The organism is Pseudomonas argentinensis, assembly GCF_001839655.2.
GTDB classification, from domain to species: Bacteria; Pseudomonadota; Gammaproteobacteria; order Pseudomonadales; family Pseudomonadaceae; genus Aquipseudomonas; species Aquipseudomonas argentinensis_B.
Map to the genome: position 1 here is coordinate 974350 of NZ_CP056087.1, position 15009 is coordinate 989358.

At 65.9% G+C, this 15009-nt stretch carries 12 protein-coding genes and 1 pseudogene; 11 read left to right on the forward strand and 2 right to left on the reverse strand.

The window, feature by feature from the left end; all coding sequences use genetic code 11:
- The first annotated feature begins 73 nt into the window (after positions 1-73).
- Positions 74-1948, forward strand: a complete 1875-nt coding sequence (locus tag SA190iCDA_RS04445; RefSeq protein WP_070885184.1) for a potassium transporter Kup — start codon at positions 74-76, stop codon at positions 1946-1948.
- A 102-nt stretch (positions 1949-2050) separates the two neighbouring features.
- Here the strand turns inward: SA190iCDA_RS04445 and SA190iCDA_RS04450 are convergent, their stop codons facing one another.
- Positions 2051-2686, reverse strand: a complete 636-nt coding sequence (locus SA190iCDA_RS04450) for a class I SAM-dependent methyltransferase (RefSeq protein WP_070885185.1) — start codon at positions 2684-2686, stop codon at positions 2051-2053.
- A gap of 101 nt (positions 2687-2787) precedes the next feature.
- Between SA190iCDA_RS04450 and SA190iCDA_RS04455 the strand changes: the two genes are divergently transcribed.
- The 9 genes from SA190iCDA_RS04455 to SA190iCDA_RS04495 all read left to right on the forward strand — a co-directional run bounded on the left by SA190iCDA_RS04455 (position 2788) and on the right by SA190iCDA_RS04495 (position 11506).
- Positions 2788-5145, forward strand: a complete 2358-nt coding sequence (locus tag SA190iCDA_RS04455; protein ID WP_070885186.1) for a DNA polymerase II — start codon at positions 2788-2790, stop codon at positions 5143-5145.
- A 91-nt stretch (positions 5146-5236) separates the two neighbouring features.
- A complete protein-coding gene (locus tag SA190iCDA_RS04460) occupies positions 5237-5788 on the forward strand; it encodes a sugar O-acetyltransferase (protein ID WP_070885187.1) in 552 nt (183 codons plus the stop codon).
- 149 nt (positions 5789-5937) lie between these two features.
- Complete coding sequence (locus SA190iCDA_RS04465; protein WP_070885188.1) at positions 5938-6576, forward strand: peroxiredoxin; 639 nt, start codon at positions 5938-5940, stop codon at positions 6574-6576.
- A gap of 9 nt (positions 6577-6585) precedes the next feature.
- Positions 6586-7173: an NADPH-dependent FMN reductase gene (ssuE, locus tag SA190iCDA_RS04470; protein WP_070885189.1), complete on the forward strand. Its 588-nt coding sequence runs from the start codon at positions 6586-6588 to the stop codon at positions 7171-7173.
- A 102-nt stretch (positions 7174-7275) separates the two neighbouring features.
- Entirely contained in the window at positions 7276-8241 is a 966-nt protein-coding gene (locus tag SA190iCDA_RS04475; protein ID WP_070885190.1) for a sulfonate ABC transporter substrate-binding protein, read from the forward strand.
- Between the two features lie 55 nt (positions 8242-8296).
- A complete protein-coding gene (gene ssuD, locus SA190iCDA_RS04480) occupies positions 8297-9445 on the forward strand; it encodes an FMNH2-dependent alkanesulfonate monooxygenase (RefSeq protein ID WP_070885191.1) in 1149 nt (382 codons plus the stop codon).
- A 51-nt stretch (positions 9446-9496) separates the two neighbouring features.
- The gene (ssuC, locus tag SA190iCDA_RS04485) at positions 9497-10288 is read left to right on the forward strand and encodes an aliphatic sulfonate ABC transporter permease SsuC (protein WP_070885192.1); all 792 of its coding nucleotides are present in this window, start codon (positions 9497-9499) and stop codon (positions 10286-10288) included.
- Positions 10285-11097 carry an aliphatic sulfonates ABC transporter ATP-binding protein gene (gene ssuB / locus SA190iCDA_RS04490; protein ID WP_070885193.1) on the forward strand — a complete coding sequence of 271 codons (813 nt, stop codon included), beginning with the start codon at positions 10285-10287 and terminating at the stop codon, positions 11095-11097. The genes ssuC and ssuB overlap by 4 nt, the downstream gene beginning before the upstream one ends.
- 193 nt (positions 11098-11290) lie before the next feature.
- Positions 11291-11506, forward strand: a complete 216-nt coding sequence (locus SA190iCDA_RS04495; RefSeq protein ID WP_013793202.1) for a TOBE domain-containing protein — start codon at positions 11291-11293, stop codon at positions 11504-11506.
- Positions 11507-12017: 511 nt separating this feature from the next.
- On the opposite strand, the pseudogene SA190iCDA_RS04500 reads toward SA190iCDA_RS04495, so the two are convergent.
- Positions 12018-13549 (reverse strand): annotated as a pseudogene (locus tag SA190iCDA_RS04500) (AhpA/YtjB family protein).
- A gap of 179 nt (positions 13550-13728) precedes the next feature.
- Between SA190iCDA_RS04500 and serB the strand changes: the two are divergent.
- Entirely contained in the window at positions 13729-14937 is a 1209-nt protein-coding gene (gene serB, locus SA190iCDA_RS04505) for a phosphoserine phosphatase SerB (protein ID WP_070885195.1), read from the forward strand.
- Positions 14938-15009: the final 72 nt, after the last annotated feature.

The following is a 15009-nucleotide window of genomic DNA, read 5'->3' on the forward strand; positions in this document are numbered from 1 at the left end:
TGTAAAGCTGCTGCGCGCGTAAAGCCAGCGTATACCTAGGGGTAATCGAGTTCATCACGGATACCCCTGCAACGTGAGCACCCCCTCCCGTACCTCGCCCATTGCTCTGCTGATCGGTGCCGTCGGCATCGTCTATGGCGACATCGGTACCAGCCCGCTGTACAGCCTCAAGGAAATCTTCTCGCCGCACTACGGTGTCGGCCTGTCCCAGGCCAGTGTGCTGGGCATCCTGTCGCTGATCTTCTGGTCGCTGACCCTGGTGGTCACGATCAAGTACGTGATGTTCATCCTGCGTGCCGACAACGGCGGCGAGGGCGGCATCATGGCGCTCACCGCCCTGGCGCAACGGGCGGCCGCCGGCTACCCGCGGCTGCGCACGCTGCTGATCATGCTCGGCCTGTTCGGCGCCGCGCTGTTCTACGGCGACAGCATGCTCACGCCGGCGGTCTCGGTGCTCTCCGCGGTGGAAGGCGTCGGCCTGGTGGTCGACGGCATCGACCACTGGGTGGTGCCGCTGGCCCTGCTGATCCTGATTCCGCTGTTCCTGCTGCAGCGCCACGGCACCGCGCGCATCGGCTACCTGTTCGGGCCGGTGATGGTGATCTGGTTTCTGGTGCTTGGCGCCCTCGGCGTGCACGGCATCGCGCAGCGCCCGGAAGTGCTGCTGTCGCTCAATCCCTACTGGGCCCTGCAGTTCTTCATCGCCAATCCGCTGCTCGGCCTGACGGTAATGGGCGCCGTGGTGCTGACCATCACCGGTGCCGAAGCGCTGTACGCCGACCTCGGCCATTTCGGCCGCAAGCCCATCGTGCATGCCTGGCTGTTGCTGGCCTTCCCCGGGCTGATCCTCAACTACTTCGGCCAGGGCGCGCTGCTGCTGAGCGACCCCGAAGCAGTGCGCAACCCGTTCTACCTGCTGGCGCCGGGCTGGGCCTTGATCCCACTGATCGGCCTGTCGACGGTGGCCACCATCATTGCCTCCCAGGCGGTGATCACCGGGGCTTTCTCGGTCACCCGCCAGGCCATCCAGCTCGGTTACGTGCCGCGCATGCAGATCCTGCACACCTCCAGCGCCGAGCAGGGGCAGATCTACATTCCGCTGATCAACAGCCTGCTGCTGGTCGGGGTGGTGCTGCTGGTGCTCGGCTTCCAGTCGTCCAGCGGCCTGGCTGGCGCCTACGGCGTGGCGGTGACCGGCACCATGCTGTGCACCACGCTGCTGGTGTCGTCGGTGATCCTGCTGCTGTGGCGCTGGCCGAAGGTGCTGGCGGTGCCGCTGCTGGCAGTGTTCCTGCTGGTCGACGGCATCTTCTTCGCCGCCAACGTGCCGAAGATCATTGGTGGTGGCGCGGTGCCGATGGTCGTCGGCATCCTGCTGTTCGGCCTGATGACCACCTGGAAGCGTGGCCGCCAGCTGGTGCTCGAGCGGCTCGACGAACACTCCCTGGTGCTGCGCGACTTTATCGCCAGCATCGCCCTGCAGCCGCCCCATCGGGTTGCCGGCACGGCGGTGTTCCTGACCAGCCGGGTCGAGGTGGTGCCCCATGCATTGCTGCACAACCTGCTGCACAATCAGGTGCTGCACGAACGGGTGATGCTCCTGACCGTGCTCTACGAGGATCGCCCGCGGGTACCGCTGGCCGAGCGGTTCGACCTGGAGGCCTATGACCAGGGCTTCTATCGCGTGCGCCTGCGCTTCGGCTTCCTCGAGGCGCCGGACATTCCCCAGGCATTGGCCCAACTCGGTGATCAGGGCATCGACTGCCCGCCGATGCAGACCACCTACTTCCTCAGCCGGGAAACGGTGATCCCCTCCGAGCGTATCGGCATGGCCATGTGGCGCGAGCGCCTGTTCGCCGTGCTGCAGAAGAACGCCGGTAGCTCCCTGGGCTTCTTCCGCCTGCCGGTGAACCGGGTGATCGAGTTGGGCACGCAGGTGGAGATCTAGCCTGCTACCAGGCTAAAACCGCCACCGGCGCTGTACCTGTGGGAGCGGGCCATGCCCGCGAATCGCGCGCACAGCGCGCTCCCATAAAGGGGATGCTTCGATTTACGCGCCGTCTCTGCGCCGCCACACACTCGCCAGCCACGGCTGCTGGTCGCGGGGCAGGCCGGTGGGGCGGTAGTAGTGTTCCAGTTCGTCGAAGCCGGCGGCGTCGAGCAGGCGGCGCCAGCTGTCCAGGTCATGCCAGGCGCCGTAGCGTTCGCCGCTCCAGCCTTCCTGGTTGTCGCCACGGGGGTTGGAGCTGAAGAGCACACCGCCCGGCTTCAGGCTGGCGCGCAGTTCCCTGAGCACCCGCGGCAACTCCTGGCCCGGGATATGGAACAGCACGGCGTTGGCGAAGATGCCGTCGAAGCGCGCGGCCGGCAGGTCCAGAGCGAGAAAGTCCTGCTGCCACACCTCGCAGCCGCTGTCGGCGCGGGCCATGGCAACGAACTGCGGGCAGCCGTCGAGGCCGACGGGCTGGTGGCCCAGGGCCCTGAAGGCGCGCAGATCACGGCCGGGGCCGCAGCCGAAATCCAGAATGCTCAGCGGCGCGCTGCCATGTACATGGCGCAGCAGCGCGTCGATGTTCTGGCTGACGTCGTGGTCGCGAGTGCCTTCGCGAAAACCGTCGGCGCTGGCCTGGTAATGGGCCAGAGTGCGGCGGGTGATCTGTTGCAATTGTTCGTGGTCGAGTGGCATGACGAACCTCAGTTCATAACCTGGTGCCCATTTAACCCCATTCTGCAGCGGTTGCGCGGGCGGGTTACCATCGCACCCTGAACAGCATTCGAGGTGGCAGGGTGGATCTACAGCAGGGCTTCGTCCTGACCCGGCACTGGCGCGACACGCCGGCCGGCAGCCAGGTGGAATTCTGGCTGTCGACCGATGCCGGCCCGCGTCTGGTGCGCCTGCCGCCGCAAACCTCGGTGGCCTTCATCCCCGCCGAACAGCGTGCCCGTGCCGAGGCGCTGATCGCCGGCGACAAACAGTTCGAGCTGCGCCCGTTGCAACTGCGCGATTTCCATCAGCGACCCGTGCTGGGCGTCTATTGCCGCCAGCAGCGGCCACTTGTCCAGCTCGAACAGACCCTGCGCCAGGGCGGTGTGGCCGTTTACGAGGCCGATATCCGCCCGCCCGAGCGCTACCTGATGGAGCGCTTCATCACCGCCCCGGTGCTGTTCAGCGGCACGCCCGCCCCGGACGGCGTGCTGGTCGACGCCCAGCTCAAGCCGGCGCCGGACTACCGCCCGCAGCTCAAGCTGGTGTCCCTGGATATCGAGACCACCGCCCGTGGCGAGCTGTATTCCATCGCCCTGGAAGGCTGCGGCCAGCGGCAGGTGTACATGCTCGGGGCGCCGAACCGTGACACCGAGGTGGACTTCGACCTCGCTTACCTGGACAGCCGCGCCGCGTTGCTGGAGGCGCTCAACGACTGGCTGGAACGCCATGACCCGGATGCCATCATCGGCTGGAACCTGGTGCAGTTCGACCTGCGTGTGCTGCACGAGCATGCCCAGCGCCTGCAGGTGCCGCTACGCCTGGGCCGTGGCGGCGAGCTGCTGAGCTGGCGCGAACACGGCGCCAGGCAGCACTTCTTCGCCAGTGCGCCGGGACGGCTGATCATCGATGGCATCGAGGCGCTGCGTTCGGCGACCTGGAGCTTCCAGTCCTTCAGCCTGGAGAACGTCGCCCAGCAGCTGCTTGGCGAGGGCAAGGCGATCGACAACCCCTACCAGCGCATGGACGAGATCAACCGCATGTTCGCCGAGGACAAGCCGGCCCTGGCCCGCTACAACCTCAAGGACTGCGAGCTGGTCACGCGCATCTTCGCCAAGACCGAGCTGCTCACCTTCCTGCTCGAACGGGCCACGGTCACCGGCCTGCCGGTGGATCGCAGTGGCGGCTCGGTGGCGGCGTTCAGCCACCTGTACATGCCGCTGATGCACCGCCAGGGTTTCGTGGCGCCCAACCAGGGCGAGCGCCCGCCCGAGGCCAGCCCCGGTGGCTTCGTCATGGATTCGCGGCCAGGGCTGTACGAGTCGGTGCTGGTGCTCGATTACAAGAGCCTGTATCCGTCGCTGATCCGCACCTTTCTGATCGACCCGGTGGGGCTGATCGAGGGGCTGCGCCAGCCCGACGACGCGCATTCGATTCCCGGCTTTCGTGGCGCACGTTTCTCGCGCACCACCCATTGCCTGCCGGCCATCGTCGAGCGCGTGTGGCAGGGCCGCGAGGCGGCCAAACGCGCCGGCAACGCGCCGCTGTCCCAAGCGCTGAAGATCATCATGAACGCCTTCTACGGTGTGCTCGGCTCCAGCGGCTGCCGCTTCTTCGATACGCGGCTGGCGTCGTCCATCACCCTGCGTGGCCATGAAGTGATGCGCCGCACCCGCGAGCTGATCGAGGCCGAAGGGCACACGGTGATCTATGGCGACACCGACTCCACCTTCGTCTGGCTGCGCCGCGCCCACGGTGAGGACGAGGCCGAGCGCATCGGCCGTGGCCTGGTGCAGCGCGTGAACGCCTGGTGGCGCGAGCATCTGCAGGCCGAGTTCGGCTTGCAGAGCGCCCTGGAGCTGCAGTTCGAGACCCATTTCAGGCGCTTTCTGATGCCGACCATTCGCGGCATGGAGGAGGGCAGCAAGAAACGCTACGCCGGGCTGATCCGCCGCGCCGATGGTCGCGAGGACATGGTCTTCAAGGGCCTGGAAACCGTGCGCAGCGACTGGTCGCCGCTGGCCCAGCAATTCCAGCAGGAGCTGTACCTGCGCATCTTCAAGGGCCAGCCCTACCAGGACTACGTGCGCGACTACGTGCAGCGCACCCTGGCCGGCGAGTTCGAGGAGCGCCTGGTATACCGCAAGCGCCTGCGCCGCCGCCTCGACGACTACCAGCGCAACGTGCCGCCCCACGTGCGTGCGGCGCGCCTGGCCGATGCCCATAACGACGAGATGGGCCGACCGCGCCAGTACCAGAGCGGCGGCTGGATCAGCTACGTGATCAGCGTCGCCGGCCCGGAACCCCTGGAGCTGCGCCGCGCGCCCATCGACTACGGCCATTACCTGGGCAAGCAGCTGCAGCCGGTGGCCGACGCCATCCTGCCGTTCGTGGACGATGACTTCAGTGCGTTGATCGGCGGGCAGTTGGAGTTGTTTTGAACCGGGTCGTTGTCAGACCGTTGGCCGGTTAGCCGGAACCTCACCCTTTCACTGAGTTCCTTACTGAACATTCGTAAGGAGGCGACCCGCCATGGCGCTCAGTGAAAAACACAAGATGCTCACCGGCGAACTCTACCTGGCCAGTGACCCGGAGCTGCAGGCCGACTGCGCAGCTACCATGGCCTGGCTGGCGCGTTACAACGGCAGCCTGGGGTTGTCGCCGGCCGAGCGCAACCAGGTGCTGGGCGAGCGCCTGGCGGCGGTCGGCAAGGGGGTGGTGGTGCGCTCGCCGTTTCACTGCGATTACGGCTTCAATATCAGCCTGGGCGACGGCGTGTTCATCAACTTCAACTGCGTGATTCTCGACGTGGTGGCGGTGAGCATCGGCGACAGGACGCAGATCGGCCCGGGCGTGCAGATCCTTACCGCCGACCACCCCCGTGACCCGGGCGAGCGCGAGTCCGGCCTGGAGTTCGGGCGGCCGGTGAGCATTGGCCGTAATGTGTGGATCGGCGCCGGGGCCTTGATCCTGCCGGGGGTGAGCATTGGCGACGATGCGCTGATCGGCGCCGGCAGCGTGGTGACCCGCGACGTGCCAGCCAGTGCCACGGTGGTCGGTAATCCGGCGCGGATACGCGCTTGAGCGAATCGAATAGGGGTTCGCGCGGCGCGACTGCGGTCGCCGAGCCTTTGTTTTTCTGGTTATAAATAAATCGTTATTTATTCTTTTTAATATTTCCTGCTCCTCAGCATAGTGGGCGCCACGCAACGACTCACCTGAGGAGCACAGCCATGAGCATCCGCCTGGGCGACATCGCCCCCGACTTCGAGCAGGACTCCAGTGAAGGCCCCATTCGTTTCCACGAGTGGCTGGGCAATCAATGGGGCATCCTGTTCTCCCACCCGGCCGACTTCACGCCGGTGTGCACTACCGAGCTGGGCTTCACCGCCAAGCTGAAGGACGAGTTCGCCAAGCGCAACGTCAAGGCCATTGCCCTGTCCGTCGACCCGGTCGATTCGCATCTCAAGTGGATCGGCGACATCAACGAGACCCAGAACACTGCCGTCAACTTCCCGATCCTCGCCGATGCCGACCGCAAGGTGTCCGAGCTCTACGACCTGATCCACCCGAATGCCAACGATACCCTGACGGTGCGCTCGCTGTTCGTCATCGACCCGAACAAGAAGGTGCGCCTGACCATTACCTACCCGGCGAGCACCGGGCGCAATTTTCACGAGATCTTGCGGGTGATCGATTCGCTGCAGCTCACCGACAGCCACAAGGTGGCCACGCCCGCCAACTGGCAGGACGGTGACGACGTGGTGATCGTGCCGTCGCTCAAGGACGAAGACGAGATCAGGCAGCGCTTTCCCAAGGGTTACCGCGCGGTGAAGCCCTACCTGCGTCTTACCCCGCAGCCCAACAGGTAAGGACGCCCCATGCTGGTGGTTTTTCTGGGTGGCAGCCCGAGCCTGAAGTCGCGTTCCAACGTGTTGCTGGGCAAGGCCAGGCAGTGGCTGCAGGCTCGTGGCGTGGAAGTGGTGACCTATCAGGTACGCGACTTCGAGGCCGAGGACCTGCTTTTTGCGCGCTTTGAAAGCCCGCGAATCCTGGGCCTGCAGGCCCATGTGGCGGCAGCCGATGGCCTGGTGGTGGCGACGCCGGTGTACAAGGCGTCGTTTTCCGGCGCGCTGAAAACCTTGCTCGACGTGCTGCCCGAGCGCGCGCTGCACCACAAGGTGGTGCTGCCGGTGGCTACCGGTGGCAGCAATGCGCACATGCTAGCGGTGGATTACGCCCTGAAACCGGTGCTGTCCGCGCTCAAGGCCCAGGAGGTGCTGCACGGCGTGTTCGCCGATGACAGCCAGATCAGTTACACCGAGGACGGCGGCGAGCTGTCGCCGGCCCTGGAACAGCGTCTGGACGACGCCCTGCAGCAGCTGACTCAGGCGCTCAATCGCCGGCCCCAGCCCATCGCGCCGGGCCTGCTGAACGAGCGTCTGCTCAGCGGGCGCTGGAGTGCCTGAAGTAACCCGCACCTGAATTCCAGGCAGTTCGCTGCCACCCACCTTACTAGCCTCGTCAACGAGGCAGCAGGTGGCCACACACTCAATGCAGAGGAGAGCGCCATGCGCACTGCCACCCTGCGTCGGAGTCTGGTCGCCTTGTTTGCCGCGGCCATTTCCTTCGGCGCCATTACCCAAGTCCACGCCGAAACGTTACGTATCGGTTATCAGAAGTACGGCACCCTGGTGCTGCTCAAGGCCAACGGCGCGTTGGAAAAACGCCTGGCCGCCAAGGGCATCGACGTCAAATGGACCGAGTTCCCCGGCGGGCCGCAACTGCTCGAAGGCCTCAACGTCGGCTCGGTGGACTTCGGCACCACCGGCGAAACCCCGCCGGTATTCGCCCAGGCCGCTGGCGCGGATCTCTTGTACGTGGCCTTCGAGCCGCCCGCGCCGACCAGCGAAGCGATCCTGGTTGCCAAGGATTCGCCGATCAACTCGGTCGCCGAGCTCAAGGGCAAGAAGGTCGCCCTCAACAAGGGCTCCAACGTGCACTACCTGCTGGTGCGCGCCCTGCAAGAGGCCGGCCTGAACTACAGCGACATCCAGCCGGTGTACCTGCCGCCTGCCGACGCCCGCGCCGCCTTCGAACGTGGCAGCGTCGATGCCTGGGTGATCTGGGACCCCTTCCAGGCGGCCGCCGAACAGCAACTGCAGGCGCGCACCCTGGTTGACGGCAGGGGCCTGGTCAGCAACCACCAGTTCTACCTGGCGACCCGCTCCTATGCCGAGCAGCATCCGGAGGTGGTCGAGGCGCTGGTCGAGGAAATCCGCGCCATCGGCGAGTGGGTCAAGGCCAATAACGACGCGGCCACCGCCCAGGTCGCGCCCTTGCTCGGCCTGTCGGCGGACATCACCCGCCTGGCGGTGCAGCGCCAGAGCTACGGCGCTCAGCTGATCACCCCAGAGGTGGTCGAGGCCCAGCAGAAGATCGCCGACACCTTTACCGCGCTCAAGCTGATTCCCAAGCAGCTGGCTATCAGCGACGTGGTCTGGCACGCCCCGGCCACCAAGGTCGCTCAGCACTGAACCCTCGCCTCCGCCTGCCGGGCGGGGGCATCGTGATTTCCAAGGAGACCGCTCCATGAGCCTCAATATCTTCTGGTTCCTGCCGACCCACGGCGATGGCCATTACCTCGGTACCTCGCACGGGGCCCGCGCCGTCGACCACGGCTACCTGCAGCAGATCGCCCAGGCCGCCGATCGCCTCGGCTTCGGTGGCGTACTCATTCCCACCGGGCGCTCCTGCGAGGATTCCTGGCTGGTCGCCGCTTCGCTGATCCCGGTGACCCAACGGCTGAAGTTCCTGGTCGCCCTACGCCCGGGGATCATTTCGCCGACCGTGGCCGCGCGCCAGGCGGCGACCCTGGACCGGTTGTCCGGCGGCCGCGCATTGTTCAACCTGGTCACCGGCGGTGACCCGGACGAACTGGCCGGTGACGGCCTCAACCTGTCCCACGCCGAACGCTACGAGGCCTCGGTCGAATTCACCCGCATCTGGCGCCGCGTGCTGGAAGGCGAGGTGGTCGACTACCAGGGCAAACACATTCAGGTCAAGGGTGCCAAGCTGCTCTACCCGCCCGTCCAGCAACCACGCCCACCGCTGTATTTCGGCGGTTCCTCGGAGGCGGCCCAGGATCTGGCCGCCGAGCAGGTCGAGCTGTACCTGACCTGGGGCGAGCCGCCCGCCGCGGTGGCCGAGAAGATCGCCCAGGTGCGCGAAAAGGCGGCTGCCCAGGGTCGTGAAGTGCGCTTCGGCATTCGCCTGCACGTGATCGTGCGGGAAACCAATGAGGAGGCCTGGAAGGCCGCCGACAAGCTGATCGCCCATGTCGACGACGACACCATCGCCCGGGCCCAGGCGTCCCTGGCGCGCTTCGACTCGGTCGGCCAGCAGCGCATGGCCGCCCTGCACGGCGGTAGCAAGGACAATCTGGAAGTGTCGCCGAACCTCTGGGCCGGGGTCGGCCTGGTGCGTGGCGGTGCCGGTACGGCGCTGGTCGGCGATGGCCCGACGGTCGCCGAGCGGGTCAAGGAATACGCCGCGCTGGGCATCGATACCTTCATCTTCTCAGGTTATCCACACCTCGAGGAATCCTACCGAGTCGCCGAGCTGTTGTTCCCGCACCTGGAGGTGAACCGCCCGGCACTGCCGGAAGGCGCGAACTACGTGAGCCCGTTCGGTGAAATGGTCGCCAACGACATTCTGCCCAGGGCGGCTTCGGCCAGTTGAAAACAGCGCCGGGTGTGGATGGCCCGGCCCGCGATGATTCCGAGGTACGCGATGAACAGCACATCTTTCAATAGCCTGGCCCTGCGCCTGGCGCCCTGGGCCCTGCCCGTGGCGCTGCTGGTTGCCTGGCAGAGCTCGGTGGCCCTGGGGCTCCTGTCCACGCGCATCCTGCCGGCGCCCAGCGCGGTGTTCGAGGCGGGCTGGCAGCTGTTGTCCAGCGGCGAGATCTGGACGCACCTGGCGATCAGCGGCTGGCGTGCGGCGGTGGGCTTCGCCATCGGCGGTGGTATCGGCCTGGCGCTGGGCTTCATCACCGGCCTGTCGACATGGGGCGAGCGGCTGATCGACAGCTCGGTGCAGATGATCCGCAACGTGCCGCACCTGGCGCTGATTCCCCTGGTGATCCTGTGGTTCGGCATCGACGAGAGCGCGAAGATATTTCTGGTCGCCCTCGGCACCCTGTTCCCCATCTACCTGAACACTTACCACGGCATCCGCAACGTCGACCCGGCGCTGCTGGAAATGGCGCGCAGCTACGGCCTGTCCGGCTTCGCGTTGTTCCGGCAGGTGATCCTGCCCGGCGCGCTGCCGTCGATCCTGGTCGGCGTGCGCTTTGCCCTTGGCCTGATGTGGCTGACCCTGATCGTCGCCGAGACCATTTCCGCCAGCGCCGGCATTGGTTACCTGGCGATGAACGCCCGCGAATTCCTGCAGACCGACGTGGTGGTGCTGGCCATTCTGCTCTACGCCGTGCTCGGCAAGCTGGCCGACGTCGCCGCCCGTGGCCTGGAGCGTGCCTGGTTGCGCTGGCACCCGGCTTATCAGGGAGCGGCTGCGAAATGAATGCGCCAATGAGTGTTTTGCATGCCATCAAACGAGGCACGCCGCTGACCATTCGCGGTATCCGTAAATCCTTCGGTGAGCGTGAGGTGCTCAAGGGTATCGACCTGACCATTCCGGCCGGCCAGTTCGTTGCCGTGGTCGGCCGCAGTGGTTGTGGCAAGAGCACCTTGCTGCGCCTGCTCGCCGGCCTCGACGCGCCCACGGGCGGTGAACTGCTGGCCGGCAACGGGCCGTTGGCTGCCAGCAGCGGGGATACCCGGCTGATGTTCCAGGAGGCGCGGCTGCTGCCCTGGAAACAGGTGATCGACAACGTCGGCCTGGGCCTTGCCGGTGACTGGCGGCCCAAGGCTCAGCAGGTGCTCGAAGCGGTGGGCCTGGCCGACCGCGCCAACGAGTGGCCGGCGTCCCTGTCCGGCGGCCAAAAGCAACGCGTCGCCCTGGCCCGCGCATTGATCCACGAGCCGCGCCTGCTGCTGCTTGACGAACCCCTGGGCGCCCTGGATGCGCTGACCCGTATCGAGATGCAGCAACTGATCGACGGCCTGTGGCAGAAGCATGGCTTCACCGTGTTGCTGGTCACCCACGATGTCAGCGAAGCGGTGGCCACGGCGGATCGGGTGATCCTTATCGAAGATGGTGAGATCGGCCTCGACCTCGAGGTGGATCTGCCGCGCCCACGTAATCGCGGCTCCGCCTACCTGGCGGAGCTGGAAGCCGACGTGCTCAACCGTGTGCTGCAAATCCCTGCGCTGCCGGCGCAACCCGACCCGATTTCACCCCTGCCGACCCAGCTGCGCTGGGCGCTCTAACAGACCGTTGAAAAGCGTAGGCGAGGCAGCCGATGCGAGGCAAAAACAGGCGAAAAAGCGGAATTTGCGTGCTGTAAATGAGCATTTCGAGCCTGTTTTTAACGAAGCAGCGGCAACGTAGGTAGTTTTTCAAGGGCCTGCTAACCCTGACCTCATGCCCCGAATGGGCACCATAAACCCAGGAGATTTACCCATGACCATCAAAGCCATCAACGTGCGCAACCAGTTCAAGGGCACCATCAAGGAAATCGTCGAAGGCGACGTGTTGTCGGAAATCGACGTGCAGACCGCTGCCGGCATCGTCACCTCGGTGATCACCACCCGCTCCGTGCGCGAGCTGGAACTGGGCGTGGGCAGCGAAGTGATTGCCTTCGTGAAGTCCACCGAGGTGTCGATCGCCAAGCTCTGATCACTGCCGCGCTTTCCGTTAACAGCTTGTGGGAGCGGTTTATGCCCGCGACGTCGCGTCCATGGCGCGCTCCTACAGGTTGTGGCCTCACCTTCACCTTCTTGTCTAACCATAGACTCGCTGTAAGAAAGGCTGAAATCGCACGAGCGGTCATTCACAAAACTATTTTGTGGGAGCGGGCGGGGGCGCCTAGTCCATGCCCGCGAAAAACGCCCCCACACCGCGCTGCTTCTGGGAACCGCGTGTAGGGCGTACTCGCCGAAGGCAGTACGCCGCAACCGACAGGGCGTCGTGCTTTGCGGGCCAGGCGGCGGACTGTTCGCTCAGGCTACGAGCGGCCGGCATCCCGGTCCGCCCTACGCAGCTGCGCCGTTCACTGGCAATCTGTGAGAGCGAGTCGTGCTTGCAAATTCGCGCCATGGCGCGCTCCCACAAGGGCGCTCTCTTAGAACCCGCACCATAAAAACGGCCGGCATGTACGCCGGCCTTTCTCATCTCCGCAGCTGAATCGCTATCGCTCTTCGCGCAGCCTGGCCATCTGCCGTTCGAGCAGCGCCGGGTACGGATCGAGCAGGCGCTCGACGCAGCTGGCACCCTCGGGGCTGGCGATGGCGCGGATGCGCGCACGCTGGCGCAGGGTGGCGTCTTCGGCTACGCGGCGCTCGACCAGCAGCAGGTTGCGGCTGTGCTGAGACAGTGCCAGGGCGTCCTGGGCGGTTTCGCTGAGCAGCAGGTCACCCTGGCTCAACCCCTGCAGGCCTTCGCCGAGGGTCAGGCCCAACTGCAGGTGCAGGGTGATGCCACTGTCGGCGACCTCGATCTGCAGGGCATGGCCGAGGGCGCGCAGCAATTCGCCGCAGCAGATGGCGTGGGTCAGGTAGTCGTCCCCGCTGGCGTCGTGATGGAACAGCATCAGGCTGCTGCCGTCGTTGAGGGTGTGCAGCTCGGCCTTGTAGAGCGTGGCGGCCTTGTCCAGGCAGCCACGATAGCTTTCCAGCAGCTCCATCAGGCGCGTGCGCGGCAGGCGGCGCAGCTGTTCCTGGGCACCCAGCTGAACGGCCAGTACGGCACTCTTGCGGGGGGCGCCGGGGCCGCTGGCGCAGGCGTGGCCGGGCTGTCCTCGTCGTCGTACAGATCGGCGAAGGCATCGTCGTCATGCTCGTCGCGGCGACGGCTCGGCGGGTCGTAGTCGTCGTCGCTGTCGAAGCGGCTGTCGCGCAGGTCGCGCATCGCGAAGCTCGGGGCGGCACGCTCGTCACGCCCATCGTGATCCTCGCGTTCGTCGTCGAGGAACTCCTCGCCCAGGTCATCGAGGTCGTCGAATTCCGGCTCGGGTTCAGGTTCCGGCTTCTCGGGGGCCAGGCGTGCCTGCAGCTGGCGGGCCAGGTCGCCGATCTCGTCCTGGCGATTGCCGCCCGGGGCGTAATCGTCCGGGTCGCGCAGCCAGATACGCATCTGCATCAGTGGCGTGGAGATCTGCCGGCCCAGACGCAGGCTCAGCGACAGGGTCAGGGCCAGCAGGATCAGGCTGAGAATGCCCATGCTCTGCAGGCTGATGGTCATCGGCTGTTCGAACTGCTGCATGTCCAGGCTGATGCGCAGCTGCCCGGCCATCACCTCCTGAAAGGTGATGGGCGTCGAATACAGGCCTTCGGTCTCGCCGAGCATGCTCTTGCTCGGGCGGGTGCCGGCTTCGGCGAGGATGCGGTTGTCCACGCTGTAGATGGCCGCGTGGGCCACCAGCGGGTTCTTCACCAGGTTATTGAGCAGCACGTTGAGGCTGAGGATGTCGTTGGACACCAACAGCTCGGTGGCCGAGGCGGCCGTCTGGGTGATCAGGCTGCTGCCCAGCGCTTCGGCCTGCTGCTGCATGGCCTGCTTGAACTGCATGCCTATCACCCAGGCATAGATCATCAGCGCCATGGCCACCAGCAACAGGCTGTGGCTGACGATGCGCAATGCCAGCGGCACGCGACGTTGGCGCAGTGCACGGAAGAGCAGGAGGAAGAAATTGTCGGGCTTTACGGGGGCGGGCCGGTTCACAGAGCTCGGCTCTCGTTGACTGGAGGTGGCGCGCAGTATAGCGAGCGGCCCGTACAGGGCAAAGCGCCGCGCGTGCCCGCGGGGTGCCGAAATGGTTAGAATGTGCGTTTTTTCACCGGCCCTGCTGCACATTGCCGTTCGGCAGACCGTTCATAGTCCTGCGAGCCCCGGAGTACGCCTTGCGCCAAATCGTCCTGATCAACGTTACCGGTGAAGATCGGCCCGGCCTCACGGCAGCCGTTACCGGCGTGCTGGCCCAGGCTGGCGTGAACATCCTCGATATCGCCCAGGCCGCGGTGCACGGCACCTCGTCGCTGGGCATGCTGATTGAAGTGGCCGATGGCGCGTCGCTGCCGGCCTTCTCCAAGGACCTGTGGGGCGCCGTCCAGGCGCTGGGCCAGCAGGCGCGTATTACCCAGGTCGATGAAGCCGATTACCGGCGTTGGGTCGAGGAGCAGGGTAGCGAGCGCCATATCGTCACCTTGCTGAGCCGCCAGGTCAGCGCCGAGCAGGTGCAGCGCGTTAGCGCGCTGAGCGCCGAGCAGGGCCTGGCTATCGAACGTATCGAAAGGCTGTCCCTGCCGGTGGCGTTGGATGGGCAGCCGGGCAATGCCTGCATCGAGTTCTCCCTGCGCGGCGCGCCGGGCGATGCCGCCGCGCTGCGCACCGAGTTCCTGCGCGCGGCCGACGAGCTGAATGTGGATATCGCCTTTCAGGCCGATTCGCTGCAGCGCCGCCACCGCCGCCTGGCGGTGTTCGACATGGACTCGACCCTGATCGAAGCCGAGGTGATCGACGAGCTGGCCAAGGCCGCCGGTATCGGCGACAAGGTGTCGGCGATCACCGAGCGGGCGATGCGCGGCGAGCTGGATTTCCGCGCCAGCTTCAAGGAGCGCCTGGCGCTGCTCAAGGGCCTGGACGTCGGTGTGCTGGACGAGATCGGCGCCTCGCTGCGCCTGACCGAAGGCGCCGAGAAGCTGTTCGCCGAACTCAAGCGCCTGGGCTACAAGACCGCCATCCTCTCCGGCGGCTTCACCTATTTCGCCAAGCAGCTGCAGGCCAAGCTGGGCATCGACTATGTGTTCGCCAACGAGCTGGCGGTGGTCGACGGCAAGGTCACCGGCGTCGCCGTCGAGCCGATCGTCGATGCCCAGCGCAAGGCCGATCTGCTGCGCGAACTGGCGCACAAGGAAGGCCTGCAGCTGGAGCAGACCATCGCCGTGGGCGATGGCGCCAACGACCTGCCGATGCTGGCCATCGCCGGCCTGGGCGTGGCGTTCCGCGCCAAACCGCTGGTCAAGCAATCGGCCAGGCAGGCGATCTCCACTCTGGGCCTGGATGGCGTGTTGTATCTGCTGGGTGTGCACGAGCGCGACTTGCAGCGCTAAGAACCTGTTCTCGTTCTTTGTGCGCATGAAGCGGCAACTACAAGGCAGAAGCGGACATTGAGCCGCAAGCCG

Bases quoted from the DNA above. Each gene is read 5' to 3' on its own strand.
- SA190iCDA_RS04450 (WP_070885185.1), bottom strand. From the start codon at position 2,686: ATGCCACTCGACCACGAACAATTGCAACAGATCACCCGCCGCACTCTG.
- SA190iCDA_RS04460 (WP_070885187.1), top strand. From the start codon at position 5,237: ATGGCGCTCAGTGAAAAACACAAGATGCTCACCGGCGAACTCTACCTG.
- SA190iCDA_RS04465 (WP_070885188.1), top strand. From the start codon at position 5,938: ATGAGCATCCGCCTGGGCGACATCGCCCCCGACTTCGAGCAGGACTCC.
- ssuE (WP_070885189.1), top strand. From the start codon at position 6,586: ATGCTGGTGGTTTTTCTGGGTGGCAGCCCGAGCCTGAAGTCGCGTTCC.
- SA190iCDA_RS04475 (WP_070885190.1), top strand. From the start codon at position 7,276: ATGCGCACTGCCACCCTGCGTCGGAGTCTGGTCGCCTTGTTTGCCGCG.
- ssuD (WP_070885191.1), top strand. From the start codon at position 8,297: ATGAGCCTCAATATCTTCTGGTTCCTGCCGACCCACGGCGATGGCCAT.
- ssuC (WP_070885192.1), top strand. From the start codon at position 9,497: ATGAACAGCACATCTTTCAATAGCCTGGCCCTGCGCCTGGCGCCCTGG.
- ssuB (WP_070885193.1), top strand. From the start codon at position 10,285: ATGAATGCGCCAATGAGTGTTTTGCATGCCATCAAACGAGGCACGCCG.
- SA190iCDA_RS04495 (WP_013793202.1), top strand. From the start codon at position 11,291: ATGACCATCAAAGCCATCAACGTGCGCAACCAGTTCAAGGGCACCATC.